Below are 21,688 nucleotides of genomic sequence, written 5' to 3' on the forward strand. Positions count from 1 at the left end.
GAAAGTGATGGACAAAACAACAGGCAAGCAACCTTTAGCTGCTCAGGCTCGGGCGCTAAGCAAGGCCGGTGACTGGGAACAGGCAACCCTCGCGCTGCGCCAGCTGATAAGTGAAGTGACCGACGTAGCGACGCTTTCATTGACCATCAACCGCGACCAGTACAGCCTTAATTCCCTCAACGGCACAGTCGAACTCGACGACGGTCGCGCACTTTTCTTCAAATATCACAATGAAGAAGGCGAAGATAAAACCATCGAAGAGTATTACAACGCCGAACTGCTGCGCGACAGCGGTTTTCGGGTCGACGTTCCGCTGTATGCCTGCGGCGAGCCTGGGCGACAAATCCTGCTCTACCAACAGCGATTTGACCGCCGGATGGCCGACGTTTGCCGTGAAATTGAGTTCAATCATGACTGGGTGGCGATGTTGCCTGTGGTGGAGGCTCAGCGCCGCGCCGACCAAGAGATTTGGACCGCAACGCTGCCCACCCTGCACGAGTCCACACTGAATCAGGTCAGCGCCGAACCTATTCATCAGCTGTTTTACCACCGCCTGATAAGCGAAGGCCTGACGCCCGGGTTCGGTGGCCGCGTGGCGAGCTTTTATGTTGATAAAGCATTTCAGTTAGGGGAAGAACGGCTGTCGTGGCAAAGCCTGAGTAATCTGCGCTGGGTGATAAACGGTGTGCCATACGCCCACAGCCTGCGGCAGCTTTTTGCCGATGCGGCGGCGCGACTGTCTCCGATTGCACTGTCACATCACGGTACCCTCACCGCCCACGGAGACGCGCATAACGCCAATGTCTGGTATGAAACCAGCGGCGAACGGCCTCAGTTGGTCAGTTTTGATCCCGCGTTTGCCGGTCGGCACATTCCCGCGCTGCTGGCAGAAATCAAGGCCACCTTTCACAACATTTTTGCCCATCCGCTGTGGCTTTATGAACCCGCTCGCAGCGCCGAACTGTACCAGGTGAACGTGCTGCGCCGCGGTGACACGCTGTATGTTGATCATAACTGGCAGCTCACCCCGCTGCGGGCGGCTTTTTTGGACGCCAAGGGCAAGCTTTACTGGCAACCGCTTCTCGACTCACTGCAGCGTCACGGACTGTTGCCCGCCAACTGGCAGCGCCTGTTTCGATTGGCGATGTTTTGCTGCCCGACGTTGGTGCTGAATTTACGCGTCGACGGCGGCAGCGGCCATACGCCGGACAGCTCGGCGCTCGGTTTTGCCATGGCGATGATGCTCGGCAGCGAGCCGCTGGACAACGCCAGTGACAACTTTACCGACTGGCTCAACGGCCTGACGCCCACCGCCCCTGTGCCGCATGAAGAGGCGTAATCATGACAACGTCTTCGCTTTTGCCCTCTTTTTCACTTGCAGGAAAGTGTGCGCTGGTTACCGGCGGCTCACGCGGAATAGGTCAGGCACTGGCGACCGGTTTGGCCCAGGCCGGTGCCAGCGTGGTGATTTGTGGACGCGAGCTTTCAACCCTTGAGGCGGTGGCTAACACTATTATTGCCCAAGGCGGCGAATGTCGGCCAATGCTGTTGGATATGACCAGACCAGACTCATTTTCAGCCGCGTTTGAGGCGATTAATCTCGACGTGGACATTTTGATTAACAATGCCGGTACTGAACAGCTTTGCCCTTCCTTCGACGTGGACGAAGCCCTATGGGACCGCATTATGGATACCAACCTTAAAGGCGCATTCTTCTGCGCTCAGACAGCGGCAAAACGTATGGCCGCACGCGGCGGAGGCAGCATTCTTAATCTCTGCTCACTGACCAGTGAGGTCGGCGTGCCGGGCGCCGCGGCTTACGGAGCATCGAAATCGGCAATGGTCGGGTTAACGCATACGCTTGCCACCGAATGGGCCAGCCAGGGAATTAGAGTTAACGGTATGGGTCCCGGATATTTTCAGACTGAGCTAACGGCCGAGTTTTATCACGATGCCCAATGGTGCGCGAGCATGCGGGCTAAAATACCCCTTGGCCGCTTCGGCAGGCTAGAAGACTTGGTGGGTGCGGCGGTATTTTTGAGCAGCCCTGCCGCGGCCTATATTACCGGGCAGGTGCTGTATATCGACGGGGGATTCCTGGCGTCTATTTGAAGGCACATCGCACTCAGACGGCTCAGGACAAATTCAGCGTATCTGCCATAGACTCTACGCGGGCAAACGCCGCATAAAGTGACTCAGCGGTCACTGGATGCGGCATGTTATGCATGTCAGGCGCATGCAACGAAGCCTGCACTATCGCCTCAAGTTCCTCAGCCGTAAGACTGGCGATTTCGCTTAAGCGAAGCGGAACCGCACAGGCATGAGACAACAACACCGCTTCGCGCAATTCTTCGTCGCTGCGATTTTCCAGCGCCAGCAGGCACAGATTACCCAGCCCAACCAATAATCCGTGACCAAACTCGCGCGTTTTATCGCATACGGTAAAGCCTTCATAGATGGCGTGCGCCGCGGCAGCGTGAGCACCGCTGCTCATCAGTGAGGTTAATCCGGCAAACATGAAAATAGCATCAAGCACCTGGTCCAGCTCGGCGCTGGCTTGACCTGCTCGCACCGTGTCGCAGGCCGCGCCGCCGTAGGTGGCGATCAGGTCATAGCAGATGCGGCTGTTGGCGCTGGAAGAACGGGCAACGCCGGTTAACTCGCTCTGATGGCTGCTGATCGCGCGAAACTCGTACCACTTGGCCAGCGTGTCGCCCAAACCCGCCGCCAACCAGCGCAGCGGTGCCTTGGCCAGCAGATCACTGTCGATGATTACGCTAGCAGGTGCCTGCGGCAGTGGGTAAAGGTCACGAAAGTGACCATCGTCAAAGTAGCGAACCGTTAACGGCGTTACTGCGGCGCAGGTTGCGGCAATGGTCGGCACGGTGACTACCGGCACACGGGTTATCACACCCACCGCTTTGCCGGTGTCGAGCGATTTACCGCCACCGACGCTGATAATAATGTCGGCTGACAGCGCTTCAACCTGCTTGGCCAAACGCAGAATATTTCCCTCACTGGTTTCACCGCCAAACCACTCGCTGCCGACTACCGTTACCGCCGCGCCTTCGAGGTAGTGATTGATTTTATCCCCCACGGCGGCCAATGCCTGATGCCCCCCGATAACCATCGCGCGCTGCCCCAGCAGGCTACAAATTTCGCCAATCTGCGACAAAACGCCCGGGCCGCGCAGAACTTGTGCGGGGAAAATAATATTCTGTGCTTGCATGTACTGCCTCTCTCTTTCTTTCACGTTTTAGGATGTTAGCAGGCTATCCAATGATAGCCGGTTCAATAGACAAGCAATACTTGCGCCAATCCTTTGAAGTCTGTTAGCCATCGCTTCTAAAATCAACCACATAAATATTATCCTATCGTATCAAAACATACAGACACTCGTCCTCTTGACCGCCTTAAATTTTATGCAGGGTATTGATAAGCCTCTAATAAATGAAATATTAGTTTTTTAAAACGCGAATAAAAACAAAGAACCGTACTTGTCAGATTAATCAAAAACAGGCTTTCTGTTTTAATACACATTCAATTTAAAATGTTTATAACGAAAATCTGAGTAAAAAACCTTATAAACAGCCGTATTTCAAGCCAATCGAAATAGATAAGAAATCGTTATTGGCACAATTTATAGAAAATCACCCAAGGGAATACATCATGTTCGCAAAAAAAACAGCACCCTTAATTAAAAGAAAAAAACTGATTATAGGCTTAGCCTTAGCGCTAACCTGTTCATATGTTCATGCCAGTGAATACAGAATAGCCGCAATGGCAGACCCACAGGCCTTCCGAACAGAAAGTGGTAGTGTCCATAATTGGGATGAGTCAAGGTGGGAAAGAGAAAATAAACTCACCGCAGAAAGCCTTAGAAATGCTAACAAACAAAAAACCATCAAGTTTGGTATTATCAATGGCGATATTACCGAGTATGGCAGAACCCTCTCGCTTGACTCATTCCACAAAATTTATGACCTCCCGTTTAAAACTTTCACTGGTTTGGGCAATCATGATTATGCGAATAACGTGGGTGAATGCCATAAAGATATATGTGATATCGACATGCTAACTTATATGCACAAGCATATTGAAAGCAAAAAAAATGAAAGCAACTTCAGTAACAATCTTACATGGCACTATCAGCATGGACATATAGTCACAAGTTATGGCAGCCTGGCGTATTCATGGGACGATGGCGACATTCACTATGTGCAATTACAAAATCATCCAAGTTATGATGTATATTTGAACAAGCATGTACACAACACCAAATTTGAATATAAAAAAACCAGCCTAATGGTTTGGTTAGCAGATGATTTAAACAAAGCCCGTAAGCGGGGCAAGCAAATCATTCTAAATATGCATAATGCTGACCAAAACTTCCTTAAAAACACAAACGAGACGGAAAAAGAATTTTTCAAAAAAATAATCAATGAAAACAAGGTCATCGTCATTTATTCCGATCACTATCACGGGCCGTGGATTATCAACAATAAAGATTGGTTTGGCGATGCCCCGGTTAGAGTGTCTGATTCCCTCTTCCATGGTGATTATTATCTTGTTGATATACCCAAGTCAGGATTGTCAACAGTATCCTAAAATGGCTTTGACGTTAAGCCAGTGATATAAGACAACATTAAAGTCATAAACAGAAACTCTAGGTCTACCACGAAAAACATTACGTTCCCTTCAGGCCAGCTTTGTAAAGCTATTGGCAAACCAGGCGCCGTGGGAGACATCTATTCATAAATAATTATTGATAACACTAAGCACTATATTTTACGAAATGCGAGTGGCAATACATACCTTGGCGCCAAAAGTAATTTAGAAAATTATCTGAATGGCAATAGTGGACACATCAATACTGACAACCCTTATCAGTAATGGAAATCAGTACGCCTATCTAACCATACAAATAATGCAGCAGATGAGTATTATCAGTTTATTCAACACGCAACCGGCAAAGCGTTAGACGGAAAAACTGATGGAGTTGTCTATACCAGTAGCAGTAATAGCTCTAACCATTACCCACAGTGGCGTTTCGAAACAACATCCCTCGGGAAAAAAATTATTATCAGCCGCGGTACCGGACGTGCTCTTAATATTCTATAAACTTAAAAAAGCGGGCCGTTTTGCTGCCGCATTCACTGCATATGCGCATCGTAGCGATGATGACTGGGAATATCTCTATGAGGATTCAAGATTTAAAGCTAATCCTTGCATCTAATGAGGCTGTGTTACTGAAAAACTGATTTAGGAAGGCAATCGCCTTCCTTTTTTTATGTCGATTTCAAACTCAGCAGATGCGGCCCTAGTTGGCTCAGGTTGCTACAGCCGAGCTGCGCCAGTGTACGGTCAATTTCAGCGATAATCAGGCTCAGTGCCTTATTAATACCCGCCTCGCCGTGGGCGGCAACGCTAAACAACAGCGGGCGCCCCAGCAGCACAGCGTTAGCCCCCAGCGCCAGTGCCTTAACGATGTCCGTGCCGCGCCGAAAACCGCTGTCGATCAATAGCGAAAAATCGGCTCCGCAGGCCTTACGAATGGCCGGTAACACCTCCATCGGGCTGACCGTGCCGTCCAGTTGACGACCACCGTGATTAGAAATTACGATGCCGTCTGCGCCAAGGCCCTGCGCCTTTTTGGCATCTTCGACGCTGAGAATACCCTTAATCCACAGCCTGCCTCCCCACTGTTCACGCAGCCAGGCGACAGTGCTCCAGTCAAGTGTGGTATCCATTTGCTCAGAAAAATAGCTTGCCCCGCCTGCGCCGCGCTGTTTGTCGGCAGGAACGTAGGGTTTGAGATTGCCAAAGCCCGGCATACCGGCTGGTTTCAAAGTGTGCCATACCCATCCCGGATGCAGCGCCACGTCAATCAGGCTGGCAATTGAGAGTTTCATTGGGCGGCGATAGTGGCGTTTGTCCCGCTCGCGATTGCCAAAATGCACCGCATCAACCGACACCACCAGATTCTCGCAGCCTGCCTGTTTGGCGCGCTGAAGTAGGCCCAGAGTCACCTGCCGGTCTTTTAACACGTAAAGCTGAAACCAGTGTCTATCAATATTTTGGGCGGCAATCTCTTCAATTGACGCGGTCGACACGGTGCTCTGTATATAGGGGATCCCCGCACGCTGCGCCCCTCGGGCCAGTATCAAATCCGCCTCATGGCGCAGCATGCCGTTATAGCCGGTTGGCGCTATCATCACCGGAGCTAAAGCCTGTTTACCCCCGAGTGGAAGATGCAGGCTGCGCTGGCTGGCGTTAATCAGCACCGGCGGAACAAAACGCCAGTTATCAAAAACCTGCTGATTGTGGCGAAGCGTTACCTCATCGTCAGCGCCGCCGTCCACGTAGCTAAAGGCAAAAGCGGGCAGTTTGGCCTTGGCCTGCTGACGAAAGTCATTCAGATTGAAGGCGTGGCGACGACTCACTCGGCCTCCTGCGCATTAGCCTGCATGGAAATCAGCTCAAGGCTGCGCAAGAAAAGCTGATTATCGTGCTCACTGCCCACCGAGACCCGAATCCAGCGCGCATAGCCGGGTTCGCGCCACGGTTTGACAATCACGCCATAGGTCAGTAATTGCTCTGCCAGCTCCACACTGGGCCGTTGACAGTCGAAGAACACAAAGTTGGCATGCGACGGCACCACTTCATACCCTTTCTCCCTCAATGTTGCGCTAATTATCGCCCGCTGCTGGCTGACAAACTCCATGCTGGCGGCGACGTGCGCTTTATCTTCCAGCGCAGCCAGTGCAGCTGCCTGAGCGGAACGGTTGATGTTGAACGGCGTACGGACTCTGTCGAGCAGATTCACCAGTTCAACGTCGCTGGCCAAGCCATAGCCAATGCGCAGGCCCGCCAATCCGTAGGCTTTCGACAGCGTGCGCAGCACAATCCACGGGCGCGTCTGCTGCGCCAATACCCGCAGGCTGTCGGGATAATCAAGGTCAGATTCGCAGTATTCATAATAGGCCTCATCGATAACCAATACGCAGTCCTGCGGCGCGGCGTCGATAATGCGCTGGAATCCTTCTCGATTCAGCATACAGCCCACCGGGTTGGAGGGATTACTGAAAATAACCAGCTTCACCGGCGTAGACAGTGCCTGCTCCCAGGCAGCAACGTCAAACTGCCTCTGCGCGTCCACGCCAACCATCGTGATTTCTGCCCCCATCATGCGCGGGAAAATTTCATGCAAGCCAAAGGAGGGGATCAGCGTCACCACTCGATCACCGGGGTTGAGAAACGCAGTACAGAGCATTTGCAGAATTTCTTCCGATCCGTTGCCCATCACTACCTGTTCAAGGCCGACGCCGGTCGCAGACGCAATTTTCTGGCGCACCGCGCGACTGGCAGAATCAGGGTAAATCGCACTGCCGGAGGCCTCGGCAATTAACGCGCGGGTCACCTGCGGACTGGCACCCAGCGGGTTTTCATTGCTGGCCAGTTTGGCAACGTGCTCAACGCCATATTTTTCGCGCACGGCGTCTGCTGACAGCCCTGAATTATAGACCCCAAGCACTCTCGCATCAGGACGCGCCAGGCGCTGTAAACGAACGGCCGTTGATTCAGATTTTATCTCCACCTCATTCCCCCCTTAATGCCTTAAATATAGAGAACGTCAAGAAAAAACGGACAGAAGATCTGCGCCCCCTGTCCGTCGGCTATGCTGAAAATGTCATCGTGACGTTGTCACACAATCACAGCATCGGCATATTCACGTCATGAGTTTTAGCACACTCAATCGCCAGCTCATAGCCTGCATCGGCATGACGCATCACGCCGGTGGCCGGGTCATTAAACAGCACACGCTCCAAACGTTTATCGGCGGCTTCTGTTCCGTCACAAACAATCACCATTCCCGCATGCTGCGAGAAGCCCATGCCCACGCCACCGCCGTGATGCAGGCTCACCCACGTTGCGCCACCGGCGGTGTTTAATAATGCATTGAGCAATGGCCAGTCCGATACAGCATCGGAGCCGTCTTTCATCGCCTCGGTTTCACGGTTAGGTGACGCCACCGAACCGGTATCAAGATGGTCACGACCAATCACCACCGGCGCTTTCAGCTCGCCGTTGCGTACCATTTCGTTAAACGCCAGACCGGCAATGTGGCGCTCGCCCAGTCCCAGCCAGCAAATGCGTGCCGGCAGGCCCTGGAAGGCAATGCGTTCCCGCGCCATGTCCAGCCAATTGATCAGGTTGGCGTTGTCTGGGAACAGCTCTTTCAGCTTGGCGTCGGTTTTGTAGATATCCTCAGGGTCGCCCGAAAGCGCTACCCAGCGGAATGGACCTTTGCCTTCACAGAATAGCGGACGAATATACGCAGGAACAAAGCCTGGGAAATCAAAAGCATTAGCCACGCCCTGGTCTTTCGCGACCTGACGGATATTGTTGCCGTAGTCCACAGTAGGAATGCCCATCGCGTGGAAGTCTAGCATCGCCTGAACGTGCACTGCCATGGACGCACGCGAAGCCTTAATCACTGACTGAGGGTCTGACTCGCGGGCGGCTAGCCACTGATCCAGAGTCCAGCCGTGCGGAAGATAGCCATTCAGCGGATCGTGGGCCGAGGTTTGGTCCGTGACGATATCAGGACGTAAGCCGCCCTGCTGAGCACGTTTTACCAGCTCAGGCATGATGTCAGCCGCATTGCCCAACAGGCCAACAGAAATGGCTTTTTTCTCGGCACAAGCCTTTTCAATCATCGTCAAGGCTTCGTCAATGCTGTGGGCTTTGTAGTCCAGATAGCGGGTGCGAATACGGAAATCAATGCGCGACTCCTGGCACTCAATCGCCAATACGCAAGCGCCTGCCAACACACCGGCCAAAGGCTGTGCACCGCCCATGCCACCCAGACCGGCGGTGAGGATCCACCGACCGCGCAGATTGCTGTCATAATGCTGACGGCCCGCTTCGGCGAAGGTTTCATAGGTTCCCTGCACAATGCCCTGCGCACCGATATAGATCCATGAACCGGCAGTCATTTGGCCGTACATCATCAACCCGGCTTTATCCAGCTCGTGAAAATGCTCCCAGTTGGCCCAGTGTGGTACCAGATTTGAGTTGGCAATCAGCACGCGCGGTGCATCCGTGTGGGTGCGGAATATGCCCACTGGCTTACCGGATTGCACTAGCAGCGTTTCGTCTTCTTTCAGGTCGCGCAGGCTTTGCAAGATGCCTTCAAACGCCGGCCAGTTGCGGGCTGCTTTACCGATCCCGCCGTACACCACCAAGTCTTCCGGACGCTCTGCAACGTCGGGGTCGAGGTTGTTTTGAATCATGCGGTAGGCCGCTTCAATCAGCCAGTTTTGACAGCTCAATTCGGTTCCGTGCGGGGCGCGAACAACGCGGGCAACGGCGGTTTTCTGTGGTGAATTCATTTTTCACTCCTCGATAATGTAAAATTTGTTTTTTTAAGTTAATTAAAGCTGGGTAATAAAGACTGTACCGCCGCTGGCCAGAATTCACGGCTGGCCCACAGGCGCATATTTTCGACGTCCGGTGCCATCAGGCGGTCGCGCTCAAGGAAGGCGACTTTTTCGCGCACCGCGCTGATTTCGCCCTCCATCACTGCCGAACTTTTTAGCGGACGGTTAAAATCGATGCCCTGCACCGCTGCCATGGCTTCAATGCCCACGACCACGGCGGTGTTAAAGCACATGTCGCCTAGGCGACGCGCGGCGTAAGTGGCCATTGACACGTGGTCTTCCTGATTGGCGGAGGTTGGCAGGCTGTCTACGCTACCGGGATGAGCCAGAGACTTGTTTTCGGACGCCAGTGCGGCGGCCGTAACTTGTGCAATCATAAAACCGGAGTTAACGCCACCGTCATTGACCAGGAAGGCAGGCAGCCCAGAAAGGCCCGTGTCGAGCAGCAGCGCGAGACGACGCTCAGAGATCGCGCCAATTTCAGCCACCGCCAACGCGATAATATCAGCGGCAAAGGCCACCGGTTCGGCGTGGAAATTACCGCCAGAAATAACGTCGCCGTTTTCGGCAAACACCAGCGGATTATCTGACGCCGCGTTGGCTTCAATCTGCAAAATTCGCGCTGAATGCTTAAGATTGTCCAGGCATGCACCCATTACCTGCGGCACGCAGCGAATGGAGTACGGATCCTGCACGCGACCGCAGTTGGCGTGTGAAGTGACAATGTCACTGCCCTCAAGCAGTTTGGATACCGCCGCCGCCACCGCAATCTGGCCTTCCTGACCGCGCGCCTCATGAATACGCGGATCTAAAGGTTTAACTGACCCCTGAATCGCCTCCAGCGACAGCGCACCGGCCACCAGACCCGCCGCAAAGACGCGTTCGCCTTCAAACAGACCGCGCAGCGCGAGTGACGTGGAAACCTGCGTGCCGTTTAACAGTGCCAGTCCCTCTTTTGGCCCCAACACGAACGGTTCAAGCCCCACAGTAGCCAAACCCTCTATTGCAGAAACTTTTTCACCGTTAACGCGCACTTCACCTTCCCCAATCAGCATCAGCGAAAGGTGTGCAAGCGGGGCCAGGTCACCGGATGCGCCCACTGACCCTTTTTCAGGAATACATGGCATCACACCGGCGTTAAACAGCGTAATCAGCGCCTCGATGACGTCAATACGGATACCTGAATGGCCGCGAGACAGGCTCAGGACCTTGGTCGCCATCACCAGACGCACCACGTTATCGGGCAGGTCTGCGCCAATGCCAACGCTGTGTGAGAGCACCAGATTGCGTTGCAGCTCGGCCAGGCGTTCGGCGGGAATGCTGGTTTGCGCCAGTTTGCCAAAGCCGGTGTTAATTCCATAAACCACGCGTCCCTGCTCAACAATGCGCTTGACCGTTTCCTGCGAGGCCAGCACGTTGGCGCGAGCTGAATCAGCCAGTTCTATGCGCACATTGCCCTGATAAATCTTACGCAGCGTGGACAAATCAACCTGACCGGGTTGCAGATGGCAAAGTGTCATATCTGTGGATGAAGAAGCCATAATCTATTCCTGTATAGACAAGTTAGGGTAAACAAAATCCCGGTCTTGCACCTCTCCGGGGATTTTGTTGCTTTGCGGGTTTTTCACCCGCCTTTTAGTGTTCCTGCGTCTGCAATGTTTCGACGCGGATCTCTTCCGTGACTCGCGCTTTGAGATCCATAAACTCTGGCGACGTTTTTAGACGATAGTCACGCGGATGCGGGAAATCGACCGCCACCTCTGTTTTAATTCTTCCGGGACGGGCGCTGAAAATAGCCACTTTGTTAGCCATAAAAATCGCCTCGTCAATATCGTGGGTCACAAACAGCACCGTTTTTCGCGACGACTCCCAAATCGACAACAGCAGCTCTTGCATCATCACACGGGTCTGATTGTCCAGCGCGCCAAACGGCTCGTCCATCAGCAAGATTTTCGGGTCATTAGCCAGTGCGCGGGCAATGGCGGTCCGCTGCTGCATGCCGCCGGAAAGCTGGCGCGGAAAGTGGTGCTCAAAGCCGCGCAGGCCGACCTTATTAATGAAGTAGTCGCTGCGCTCCTTTTGCGCCGCCTTGCTAACCCCCCTTTCTTCTAGGCCGAAGCAAATATTTTGCTGCACGCTCAGCCACGGAAACAGAGTATAACTTTGGAACACCATGCCACGATCGGCACCCGGACCCTCCACCCGCTCGCCGTCGAGCCACACTTCTCCACGCGTTGGCTGGTCTAGCCCGGCCACAATACGCAGCAGCGTAGATTTGCCGCAGCCCGACGGACCGAGAATGGTAATAAAGTCGTTCTCGTTAACCTGATAGTCCACCGGCAGCAGTGCCTGCGTTTTCTCGCCTTTCGGTCCGGTAAAAATGCGCTCCACCTGACGAACGCTCAGTTTTGGATAATTCATTTCAGCGAACTCCAGACAAACATGCGACGGTTGGCCGCTTTAAACAGGAAATCTGACAACAAACCAATGCAGCCGATGACGATAATGCCGAAAATCATCTGTCCGGTATTGAGCATCGCCTGACTGTCGACAATCATGTGTCCGATACCGCTGGAAGAGCCAATTAGCTCGGCGACGATGACATAAGTCCAGGCCCAACCGAGTACTAAACGCAGCAACTCGGCCACTTCAGGTGCCGCCCCGGGAATAATTACCCGACGCACTACGCTGCGGTTGGTCGCACCTAAGGTATACGCAGCCTCGACCAAATCACGACGCGCCGCGCCCACGGTCACCGCCACCATCAGGGTTATCTGGAAAAACGAACCGATAAAAATCACCAGAATCTTTTGCATCTCGCCGATACCGGCCCACAGGATCAGCAAAGGCACAAACGCCGACGCGGGCAGATAGCGACAAAATGAGACAAATGGCTCGAAAAAGGCCTCGATAAGCTTATAAGATCCCATCAAAATACCCAGCGGTACGGCAATAATAGAGGCTAATACAAAGCCCCCCAACACGCGCATCACTGTCATACCAATGTCGTTAGCAAAATTGAACTGGGTGAACAGCAGCCAGCCTTCCTCCAGCATGCTGGCCGGATTGGCCAGAAAAGTCGGAGACACCGCGCCGGTAAAGGTCACCAGCGCCCAGGCGGCAAAAAACACCACAAAGAAACAAAAGCCAAGAAACCAGCGCTGACGCGCAGCAACCGGTCGCAGCGGAACCATCATCGGGTTGTGCCAGACCTTTTTGCTCGCCGGCAACGGTGCCGGCTCGCGTTGGACGGACTCTGAGCGGTTCGGCGCGACGTCAGTAACAGAACGTTGCATTACCCTCTCCTTCTTGTTGATCACTATTTCGCGACCGTGGCGTTATTCACGAACTGCGGGTCAAACAAGGTGCTGATGTCCGGCGTTTTACGCAAAATTTTCATCTGCGTCAGCAGCGTGGCCGCTTCTTTACTGAAACTGGTTATTTCGCCGCTGAAGAATTTTTTATTTTGGTCAAGGTCCTGCCAGCGCAAATAGCTCGACTCCTCGGCAAACTGCTTAGCGGTTTCTTTCACCGCTGCACCCATAATTTCATTCGACTTTTCAGGCTCTTTCTTGATCATATCCAGCGCTTCAAAATAGCTGTTGACCAGCGCCTGTGCGGCTTTTGGATTTTTTTCCAGGAAGGTTGGCGTACAGCCCAGCGTATCCATCACCATTGGATATTCCAGGGTGGTAGCCAGAATTTTTCCCTTGTCAGGACTCTGGCGAATGCTCGACAGATAAGGCTCATAGGTCACGGCGGCGTCGTTCTGACCGGCGATAAAGGCGTGCGCAGCGGCGTCTGGGCCCAGCGTTGCCAGCTTGACGTCCTTCATAGACATGCCGTTTTTATCAAGTATCCACGCCAGCAGGAAGTAGGAAGAAGTGCCAGGCGCGTCAACGCCAATGGTTTTGCCTTTAAGGTCGCTAATTTTATTAATACCCTGACGCGTGGCAATGCCGTCTGCGCCATAAGACTTATCAAGCTGCACAATCTGCTTGATCGGCACGCCGGCGGCGTTCCAGGTCAAATAGGTTTCTACGGTAGTGGCAGCGCACTGAAGCGAACCGGAGGCAATTGCCAGGTGACGAGACTGCTGTGGCACCATTTTAAGGGTGACGTCCAGACCATTTTTCTTGAAGATCCCGGCCTTATCGGCCAGCGTAAGAGGGGCAAAACCTGTCCAACCAGAAATACCAATCGCCACCGGCGTATCCGCCGCGTGTGCAGCACCGGCGCTGGCGCAGCCGAAGGTCACGGCCAAACTCAATAAGGTAAAGGATTTTTTCAGTCCGGCTTTGGAAAACTTTTTGCTCATTTGCCACTCCTGTCGAAAGTACCTGTCTTAAATTAAATGGCTCTTTGAGTCATGAGCCGAGCCTCTGTCTAGTCTTGTCTATACAAGTTAGCAAGTAGATTAGGCAAAGTTTATGCCAGTTATTAATTGATGCCTTAACTCGTGCCAGGAACTTAAAAATCCGCGCTCTGCCGCCACTATTGATATCAGAGTGCATAACCAAATCGTGACCGAAGAAATGTTGTCCACCGCGACGGTGCAATCCGGTGTGCACCGCGCGCTATTTTGGCGCACTGCATTTGGTTCACCGCAGTAAATCGGGTTTACTGCGGTAAAATTGCCGCCCAAAGCAGTTGGCTGTCAGCACATTGGGCAGTCAGTAGCAGTTCAAGGGTCACATCCTGAGCGTTCGTCCACACTACGCCTTGTCCGGTGGTAAGGGCTTTCTCACCTTGCAGTAGCCACTCACCTTTGAGCACCAACAGCACGCCACCCATTAGCAATGGCGCACAAAAATCTTCAGTTTTTGCCGAGACCACCGAACGACAGGTGCCCCGACGGGTCATGATGTTAAAATCGGTGGTCACGCCGCCGGTCAGGCGTGACATCAGCGCCACGTCGCCGGAAAAGGCGAAAGGCTCGGCTGGGGTCGTCAACTGTTTATCGACCACACCTTCGGCAAACAGATGCACGCCCTCGCCAGTTAACAACGTAATTGAGCGATCGATACCGGGAAACGCCGAGAACGGGCCATCCTGCGCGATGGTCGCAATGCTGGCGCGCCAGTTAAAGTCGCTGGCGTCCTGCGGTGTGCTGATTATTTCCCGCGTTTCGCCGCCGCCGTTGCGCCACGGGGTGACCGGCAGACTCTGAACGGTAAAAAATGTCAGGCTATCGTGAAGAGATGACACTGGGCTCATACCGACTCCTAGTTCTGAGCGAGAAGCTTAAGCAAAGCAAGGAAATCTGCCGCCGCTTCCGCCTGTTGCGGATGGCGTCCATCAATAATTTTAGCCTCTCCAGCAACCCACACGTCTCTAATTTGTGAGACATCACCGGCAAAAATAAAGCGATTCAGCAGCTGTGCGTCGTCTGCGGCCGCCAGATAAGGACTGTCGTTATCGAGCACCAGCCAGTCTGCACGATAGCCTTTCTCAAGCTTGCCAATTGCCGTCCCGCAGGCCTGAGCGCCGCCCGCCAGCGCCTGACTGTAGAGCACGTCGCCAACGGAGGCATTATTAGCTGTAGTCAGTCGATTACGGCGGGTATCGCGCAGCCGCTGACCGTATTCAAACCAGCGCAGCTCTTCAATTACACTAAGCGAAACGTGGCTGTCAGTACCGATTCCCCAGCGGCCAGCGTGGGCGAGATAATCAACCCCTGGGAAAATGCCGTCACCCAGATTGGCCTCTGTGGTGGGGCACAGTCCCGCCACTGCACCGCTACTCGCCAGCTGTTTAAGTTCGAATGCGTCAGGATGCGTCGCGTGTATCAGGCACCAGCGCGCATCAATCTCGAGATTATCGAACAACCATGCAATAGGCCTTTGTCCACTCCAGGCCAGTGAGTCATTGACCTCTTTCACCTGCTCGGAAATGTGAATATGCACCGGCAGCTTCGCATCGCTTGCGCCGAGTACCTGCTGCATTTGCTCCAGCGAAACGGCACGCAGCGAGTGGAAGCACAAGCCCTGATTTTGGGTCGTTTTATGGGCAATCTGTTTGGCGATAATCTGCTGCTGGATTAAATAGCTTTCGGCGTCTTGAATGAATCGACGCTGGCCGTGCTGAGGCGCTTGGGCACCAAAACCGGCATAGCTGTAAAGCACTGGCAACATAGTAAGACCAATACCCGCCTGCTCGGCGGCATGGCTAAGATGTGCCGTCATTTCACCGCGGTCAGCATAGGCTTTACCTTCGGTATCGTGATGCAGATAGTGGAATTCTGCGACTTGGGTGTAACCGCCCTTCAACATCTCGATATACAGCTGGCGAGCAATGACGCCAACCTGCTGTGGCGTTAAACGACCAACCATGCGGTACATCAGCTCGCGCCAGGTCCAGAAACTGTCCTGCGGATCGCCGGCAACCTCAGCAAGCCCGGCCATCACGCGCTGAAAGGCGTGCGAATGAAGGTTTGGCATGCCTGGAATAACCGAACCTTTCAACCGCGTACAGCCTTCATCGCTGGCGTCGGCTACGACTTCATTGATATAGCCCGTGGTGTTAACATCAAAGCGGACGTTGTGTGCCCAGCCGCTGGGTAATAGCGCGCGAGAGGCAAAATATGCAGGCATAGCTGTGGTCCTGATTAGGTTGAAGTTCCTGATTGATTAAAAAACGGCAAAATAGACATTTTGATCCAACTTTTGAGACTTTATTCACCAACTTGTCTATACATATACATACGCCACGGAGAACTGTAAACTCTCGATGTCGCATTTTTTTAAAATAAAGTTAATAAGTGAGGTGAGTGGCATGTCAGACCAACCGTTGTCCGAACAACAGGTGGTGTCACAACAAATCTTGTCGCAGCTGTCTGCGGCGATAAGCGATACCCCGGCCCCGATTTATCAGCGCGTTAAACAGGCGATAATCGGTCAAATTCGCGCGGGCGTATGGCAACCTCACCAACGCGTGCCTTCAGAGAGCGAACTGGTTAACGAACTCAGCGTCAGCAGAATGACCATCAACCGCGCACTGCGCGAGCTGACCAGTGAGGGGTTTTTAATTCGCATGCAGGGCGTTGGCACCTTTGTGGCCGAGGCAAAAGCCTATACGCCGATGCTCGAAGTGCATAATATCGCTGATGAAATTGCCGAACGTGGCCACCGACATAGCAGTAAAATACTGGTATGCGAAGCCCGCCCTGCTGATGCGGAACAGGCGTTGCAGCTCGGCATCGCGCGCGGCGAACAGATGTTCTATTCGCAAATTGTGCACTTTGAGAATGATATTCCCGTGCAGATTGAAGACCGTTTTGTGAACCCTAAAACGGCGCCAGACTATTTGCAGCAGGTTTACAGCAATAAAACGCCCTACGATTATTTAATGAAAGTTGCGCCGCTCACCTCGGGCGAGCATCGGGTAGAAGCGGTAAGCGCCAGCGCCTCCCAAAGTTCACATTTGCAGTTGAAAGAGCATGAGCCGTGCCTGCTTATCCACCGCCGCACCTGGAGTGGCAATCAGGTGGTCACCTCAGCGCGGCTACTCTATCCCGGCTCGCGTTACCAGCTTTTTGGCCGCTTCACCAGCCATGGTTAAATTAGTGCTTCACGGTAAGTTATAAGTAAAAGCTATTGCTGCCGTGCTTGCCGCCTGATGTTTTATGCGCTAGCTTGTCTTTGGTTGTCTATACAAGATACGTTTTTGTCAGGAGAGTCTCATGGCGGCACCCTTGCATTCCGAGTCCTCATTCGAGGGAAAAATTCACTGCGACAGTCTGTGGTTTGGTGCGGATTTAGTGACCCTGCGCGACGGGCGCTACAACATCATTGAAAACGGCGCAATGGCCGTAAAAGACGGTAAAATTCTGTGGATTGGGCCGCTCAGCGAATGCCCTGACTTCTCAACAGGGCAGCGCACTGACTTTGGCGGTGGCATCGTCACCCCCGGTTTTATTGACTGCCATACTCATCTGGTGTTTGGGGGCGACCGCAGCGCGGAATTCGAGCAGCGCCTCAACGGCGTGAGCTATGCCGACATTGCTGCTCAGGGCGGCGGTATTCTCTCCACGGTAAACGCCACCCGCAGCGCTACCCACCAACAACTTCTTGAACAAGCTGAATTCCGCCTGCGTCCGCTGCTGGCAGAAGGCGTGACCTGCATCGAAATTAAATCAGGCTATGGGCTTAGCGAAGAGAGCGAGCTAAAAATGCTGCGGGTGATCCGCCAGCTCGGCGCCACACAGCCGGTTGAAGTCACGTCAACCTGCCTGGCCGCGCACGCGGTTCCGCCTGAGTACAAAGGCAAAGCCGATGATTATATTGACCTGATTTGTGAAAGCCTGCTACCGAAGGTCGTGGAAGAAGGTCTGGCCGATGCGGTAGACGCCTTTTGCGAGCACCTGGCCTTTTCACCCGATCAGGTGGAGCGCGTATTTAACAAAGCGACGGCTCTCGGACTGCCGGTGAAACTGCATGCCGAACAGCTCTCCTCTTTGCACGGCAGCACACTGGCGGCTCGCCATCACGCGCTTTCTGCCGATCATCTTGAATACGCTACCGAAACAGACGCTCAGGCGATGGCTGCCAGTGGCACCGTCGCCGTACTGCTGCCTGGCGCATTTTATCTGCTGCGCGAAACCCAGTGTCCGCCGGTGGAACTGTTCCGTCGCTACGGCGTACCGATGGCGCTGGCCAGCGATGCAAATCCGGGCACCTCTCCGGCGCTGTCACTGCGCCTGATGCTCAATATGGCCTGCACGCTGTTTCGCATGACGCCCGAAGAAGCACTGGCGGGCATTACCTGCTACGGCGCTAAAGCGTTAGGGTTGCAGGACACGCACGGCACCTTAGAGGCTAACAAGGTTGCAGACTTTGTGCACTGGCCGTTGGCGCGTCCGGCAGAACTGGTTTATTGGTTGGGTGGACAACTGCCCTGCACCGTTGTTTATCGAGGAGAAATTCGTTTATGAGTATTGCCAACCCGTTCCAGTTTATTCAGGGTAGCGCACCGCTGTTGATAAGCATTCCCCACGCCGGTACCCGCCTGACGCCGGACGTGGCCAGCGGCCTGAGCGACGACGCCCTGCCGCTTTCCGATACCGATTGGCATATTCCCGAGCTTTATGATTTTGCCAAACAGCTGGGTGCCAGCATTATCATTGGCCAGTATTCGCGCTTTGTGATTGACCTAAACCGGCCGGCCGATGACAAACCCCTCTACACCACGGCCACCACCGGGCTTTATCCCGATACGCTGTTCGACGGTCGCCCGACCTTTAAGGCAGGCCAGCAGCCAACGGATGCCGAGCGTCAGACTTATCTCGATGAAATTTGGCAGCCGTATCACCAGAAGATTCAGCAGGAGCTGGCCAGCATCAAACAGAAATTTGGTTATGCCATGCTGTTTGACGCCCACTCGATTGCCTCGGTTATTCCGCGCCTGTTCGACGGGCAGTTACCTGATTTAAATCTGGGAACTAACAGCGGTGAAAGTTGCGCAGCGGGACTGATTAGCGTGGTTGAGGCGTGCTGTGATGCGCAGAATCAGTTTACGCACGTGCTGAATGGGCGTTTTAAAGGCGGATACATTACCCGCGCCTATGGTCAGCCGGAGAATCATCAGCACGCCATTCAACTCGAGTTGGCACAGTGTAATTATATGGACGAGATTGAGCCTTATCCTTACGCACCGGCGAAGGCCGAGCAGCTACAGGCCGTACTCAAGCCGATGCTTAGCGGCATGCTGCACTGGGGCGAAAAGCAGTATGGTTGAGTTTGTATGATCCGTTGACGACTTTCCCCCACCCTAACCCTCCCCATAAATGGGGAGGGGATCACCGCGAGCACCGTTAATTTTTGCAATTTAACTGATGGGGTCAGACACAGCCTTTAGCCCCTTCTCACGCTTTTTTCAGCGGGGGAAGGCGGAGCAAAAAACTCTGCCCCCTACTTATTCATTAAACAGCCGGTCGTAGACGTGCTGTAGGTGCGACTGCATGGCTTTTTTCGCGCCAACCGGGTCGCGCGCCAGTATGGCGTCGGTAATTGCCTGATGATCGGCGTTCATCTGTAAAGGAAAATCAGTTTCTGCATAGTGCGATTCAAGGCGAACAAAGCGTGCCGACTCTCGTTTGTTCCACAAGTATTCCATCATGTCGCGCAAGACTTCGTTACCGGTCATCTCGCTAATCTGTAGATGAAAGCGCTTATCTTCCGCTAGAAAAACCCGATTATTGATGCTTAATTGGGTCAGTTCTCGATTAATTTCTGCCAACTTTTCACGCTGATCGTCAGTGCCGTTCAACGCCGCAAGCTCGGCGGTGGTGCACTCATAAATTTGACGGGCTTTAATCAGCGACTGCAAACTGAACTCTTCTTCAACCGCACCGCTGTGCTGCGAAGGAAGAGGATTGCTGACGTAAACGCCGTTGCCGGTGCGGATCTCGACCCAGCCGGTTATCTCAAGGGCTATCAGTGCTTCGCGGATCGATGAACGACTGACCCCAAGCTGCTTAGCCAGGTCGCGCTCGGAGGGGATCATTTGGCCCGGCAGAAATTGGCCACCGTTAATATAGCCAATCAGTAAATTAGAAATTTGGCGGTAAAGTCTTTCTACTTTCAGCGTTGGTAATTCCATTTATTTCCCCGATTTAATGTCAGCTATCTGCCTGATTTACTTTTGACTTTCAGAACCGCATAGCCACTCTCGCGCAATATTTATGACGCTATGATAGCGCCAAACGTCGCTGCGCGTCGCCTGTAGCCTATTGAAACGGAAGTTCAATATTGTCGCATTGATCACATTAATTTGTTTAATACTGCTGAATTATACACAGGCCTGATGGCCTGACCAGCAGACGATTGGGCCAGCAGGCATCTCTTTTACCGCCTCTACGATAAAAAACATAAATAAGGACAGGCTATGCAAGCTTCTTCTCTGGACAGCGTACTGCCGGAAAACATCGCCAGATCGAACAAAATAAAACGCATCCAAACCGTTTCACTTACCCTGCTGTTCTTGGCCGGGATTATCAACTTTCTCGACCGCGGTTCACTTTCGATTGCTAATCAGGCGATCCGCAGCGATCTAGGCCTTTCTGCAACTGAATTTGGTTTTCTGCTGTCAGCGTTTTCTCTCTCCTACGGTATTTCTCAGCTGCCGAGCGGGATCCTGCTTGACCGCTTCGGACCGCGTATTGTGCTTGGCGGGGGTTTACTGTTTTGGTCGGTGATGCAGGCGCTGGCAGGAAGCGTTAACAGCTTTAGTCATTTCATTATGCTGCGCATCGGGCTTGGCATAGGTGAAGCACCGTTTATGCCCAGCGGCGTAAAAGTGGTCAATGACTGGTTTAATGTTAAAAAACGTGGCCTGCCGATGGGGATTTTTAACTCATCCACTACATTAGGTCAGGCGTTTGCACCGCCAATTCTGGTTGCGCTGATGCTGGCCTTCGGTTGGCGAATGATGTTTGTGATCATCGGCGTGGCGGGGATTGCTATCGCCGTTTGCTGGTATGCGTGGTATCGCAATCGCGAACAGCTGGACCTGTCTGCGCAAGATACCGCCTATCTTGATCAAGGCAGCAAGCCCACGATTAAAACACGCCTAAGCCTGCGTGAATGGGGATCGCTTTTTAAACGCCGCACCGTGTGGGGCATGATCCTCGGCTTTAGCGGCGTTAACTATACCGGCTGGCTTTATCTGGCCTGGTTACCCGGCTATTTGCAAGCCGAACGTGGCCTGAGTCTGGCCAATACAGGCTGGGTTGCGGCGATACCTTTCCTGTTTGGCTCTTTGGGTATGTTGGTCAACGGCGTAGTCGCTGACCGGTTGGCAAACAAGGGTTATTCGCTGTTAAAAAGCCGCAAGACACTGATTTGCTTCGGGCTGGTCTGCTCGGCGGCGTGCACTCTGCTGGTCATTCAGTCATCCAGTACCGCCATGGCAGTGGCCTTTATCAGTCTGGCACTGTTCTTTATTCACTTTGCCGGCACCTCTGCCTGGGGACTGGTTCAAATCATCGCACCTTCACGCATGGTGGCGTCAGTGAGCAGTATCCAGAACTTTGGCAGCTTTATTTTTGCCTCTTTTGCGCCGATCGTTACTGGATGGGTGCTCGACACTACCGGCTCATTTAACTGGGCATTAGTGGTTTGCTCTTGCGTCACCTTCGCCGGCGCGCTGTCGTATTTCTTTATCGTTAAAGACCCCATCGAATCGGCCGAGGCCGTCTAAACATTGGTAGTGGCGACTTTGCCGCTACCTTGCATTAATGAGGAGTT

At 53.3% G+C, this 21,688-nt stretch carries 19 protein-coding genes; 8 read left to right on the top strand and 11 right to left on the bottom strand.

From position 1 onward, the window contains the following. Positions 1 to 7 precede the first annotated feature (7 nt). Positions 8 to 1,339 carry a hypothetical protein gene (locus BS639_RS08100; RefSeq protein ID WP_084982781.1) on the top strand — a complete coding sequence of 444 codons (1,332 nt, stop codon included), beginning with the start codon at positions 8 to 10 and terminating at the stop codon, positions 1,337 to 1,339. A 2-nt stretch (positions 1,340 to 1,341) separates the two neighbouring features. Continuing rightward, entirely contained in the window at positions 1,342 to 2,112 is a 771-nt protein-coding gene (locus tag BS639_RS08105; protein ID WP_084982782.1) for an SDR family NAD(P)-dependent oxidoreductase, read from the top strand. A gap of 22 nt (positions 2,113 to 2,134) precedes the next feature. Here the strand turns inward: BS639_RS08105 and BS639_RS08110 are convergent, their stop codons facing one another. Further along, positions 2,135 to 3,229, bottom strand: a complete 1,095-nt coding sequence (locus BS639_RS08110) for an iron-containing alcohol dehydrogenase family protein (RefSeq protein ID WP_084982783.1) — start codon at positions 3,227 to 3,229, stop codon at positions 2,135 to 2,137. A gap of 440 nt (positions 3,230 to 3,669) precedes the next feature. Between BS639_RS08110 and BS639_RS08115 the strand changes: the two genes are divergently transcribed. Together BS639_RS08115 and BS639_RS08120 are read left to right on the top strand one after the other, a co-directional pair. Then, a complete protein-coding gene (locus tag BS639_RS08115; RefSeq protein WP_084982784.1) occupies positions 3,670 to 4,608 on the top strand; it encodes a hypothetical protein in 939 nt (312 codons plus the stop codon). Positions 4,609 to 4,993: 385 nt separating this feature from the next. Further along, positions 4,994 to 5,236: a hypothetical protein gene (locus tag BS639_RS08120; RefSeq protein ID WP_055779701.1), complete on the top strand. Its 243-nt coding sequence runs from the start codon at positions 4,994 to 4,996 to the stop codon at positions 5,234 to 5,236. Positions 5,237 to 5,288: 52 nt separating this feature from the next. Here BS639_RS08120 and BS639_RS08125 read toward each other — a convergent pair whose 3' ends face one another. The 9 genes from BS639_RS08125 to BS639_RS08165 form a co-directional block, all read right to left on the bottom strand. Then, complete coding sequence (locus BS639_RS08125) at positions 5,289 to 6,443, bottom strand: alpha-hydroxy acid oxidase (RefSeq protein ID WP_084982785.1); 1,155 nt, start codon at positions 6,441 to 6,443, stop codon at positions 5,289 to 5,291. Continuing rightward, positions 6,440 to 7,597 carry a histidinol-phosphate transaminase gene (hisC, locus tag BS639_RS08130; protein ID WP_084982786.1) on the bottom strand — a complete coding sequence of 386 codons (1,158 nt, stop codon included), beginning with the start codon at positions 7,595 to 7,597 and terminating at the stop codon, positions 6,440 to 6,442. Before hisC ends, BS639_RS08125 begins: the two co-directional genes overlap by 4 nt. Positions 7,598 to 7,712: 115 nt before the next feature. After that, complete coding sequence (gene hutU / locus BS639_RS08135) at positions 7,713 to 9,395, bottom strand: urocanate hydratase (protein WP_084982787.1); 1,683 nt, start codon at positions 9,393 to 9,395, stop codon at positions 7,713 to 7,715. 38 nt (positions 9,396 to 9,433) lie between these two features. Next, entirely contained in the window at positions 9,434 to 10,984 is a 1,551-nt protein-coding gene (gene hutH, locus BS639_RS08140; RefSeq protein ID WP_084982788.1) for a histidine ammonia-lyase, read from the bottom strand. A 94-nt stretch (positions 10,985 to 11,078) separates the two neighbouring features. Then, positions 11,079 to 11,864 carry an ABC transporter ATP-binding protein gene (locus BS639_RS08145; protein WP_055779714.1) on the bottom strand — a complete coding sequence of 262 codons (786 nt, stop codon included), beginning with the start codon at positions 11,862 to 11,864 and terminating at the stop codon, positions 11,079 to 11,081. Next, positions 11,861 to 12,637 carry an ABC transporter permease gene (locus BS639_RS08150; protein WP_370518098.1) on the bottom strand — a complete coding sequence of 259 codons (777 nt, stop codon included), beginning with the start codon at positions 12,635 to 12,637 and terminating at the stop codon, positions 11,861 to 11,863. Before BS639_RS08150 ends, BS639_RS08145 begins: the two co-directional genes overlap by 4 nt. A 125-nt stretch (positions 12,638 to 12,762) precedes the next feature. After that, positions 12,763 to 13,761: an ABC transporter substrate-binding protein gene (locus BS639_RS08155; protein WP_084982790.1), complete on the bottom strand. Its 999-nt coding sequence runs from the start codon at positions 13,759 to 13,761 to the stop codon at positions 12,763 to 12,765. A gap of 302 nt (positions 13,762 to 14,063) precedes the next feature. Beyond that, on the bottom strand, positions 14,064 to 14,660 hold the full coding sequence (locus BS639_RS08160) for a HutD/Ves family protein (RefSeq protein WP_084982791.1): 597 nt from the start codon (positions 14,658 to 14,660) through the stop codon (positions 14,064 to 14,066). 8 nt (positions 14,661 to 14,668) lie between these two features. Then, the gene (locus tag BS639_RS08165) at positions 14,669 to 16,036 is read right to left on the bottom strand and encodes a formimidoylglutamate deiminase (protein WP_055779726.1); all 1,368 of its coding nucleotides are present in this window, start codon (positions 16,034 to 16,036) and stop codon (positions 14,669 to 14,671) included. 181 nt (positions 16,037 to 16,217) lie between these two features. Between BS639_RS08165 and hutC the strand changes: the two genes are divergently transcribed. The 3 genes from hutC to hutG all read left to right on the top strand — a co-directional run bounded on the left by hutC (position 16,218) and on the right by hutG (position 19,178). Next, positions 16,218 to 17,003 (top strand): histidine utilization repressor, encoded by a 786-nt coding sequence (gene hutC, locus BS639_RS08170; protein WP_082457423.1) that lies wholly within the window; start codon positions 16,218 to 16,220, stop codon positions 17,001 to 17,003. Between the two features lie 121 nt (positions 17,004 to 17,124). Further along, positions 17,125 to 18,375 carry an imidazolonepropionase gene (gene hutI / locus BS639_RS08175; RefSeq protein ID WP_084982792.1) on the top strand — a complete coding sequence of 417 codons (1,251 nt, stop codon included), beginning with the start codon at positions 17,125 to 17,127 and terminating at the stop codon, positions 18,373 to 18,375. Continuing rightward, positions 18,372 to 19,178, top strand: a complete 807-nt coding sequence (gene hutG, locus BS639_RS08180; protein ID WP_055779733.1) for an N-formylglutamate deformylase — start codon at positions 18,372 to 18,374, stop codon at positions 19,176 to 19,178. The genes hutI and hutG overlap by 4 nt, the downstream gene beginning before the upstream one ends. A gap of 177 nt (positions 19,179 to 19,355) precedes the next feature. Here the strand turns inward: hutG and BS639_RS08185 are convergent, their stop codons facing one another. Next, positions 19,356 to 20,042 (bottom strand): FadR/GntR family transcriptional regulator, encoded by a 687-nt coding sequence (locus tag BS639_RS08185; RefSeq protein WP_055779737.1) that lies wholly within the window; start codon positions 20,040 to 20,042, stop codon positions 19,356 to 19,358. A gap of 285 nt (positions 20,043 to 20,327) precedes the next feature. Between BS639_RS08185 and BS639_RS08190 the strand changes: the two genes are divergently transcribed. Beyond that, positions 20,328 to 21,641, top strand: a complete 1,314-nt coding sequence (locus tag BS639_RS08190; RefSeq protein WP_055779741.1) for an MFS transporter — start codon at positions 20,328 to 20,330, stop codon at positions 21,639 to 21,641. Positions 21,642 to 21,688: the final 47 nt, after the last annotated feature.

Origin of the sequence: Rouxiella silvae (assembly GCF_002093625.1) — a bacterium.
GTDB lineage: Bacteria > Pseudomonadota > Gammaproteobacteria > Enterobacterales > Enterobacteriaceae > Rouxiella > Rouxiella silvae.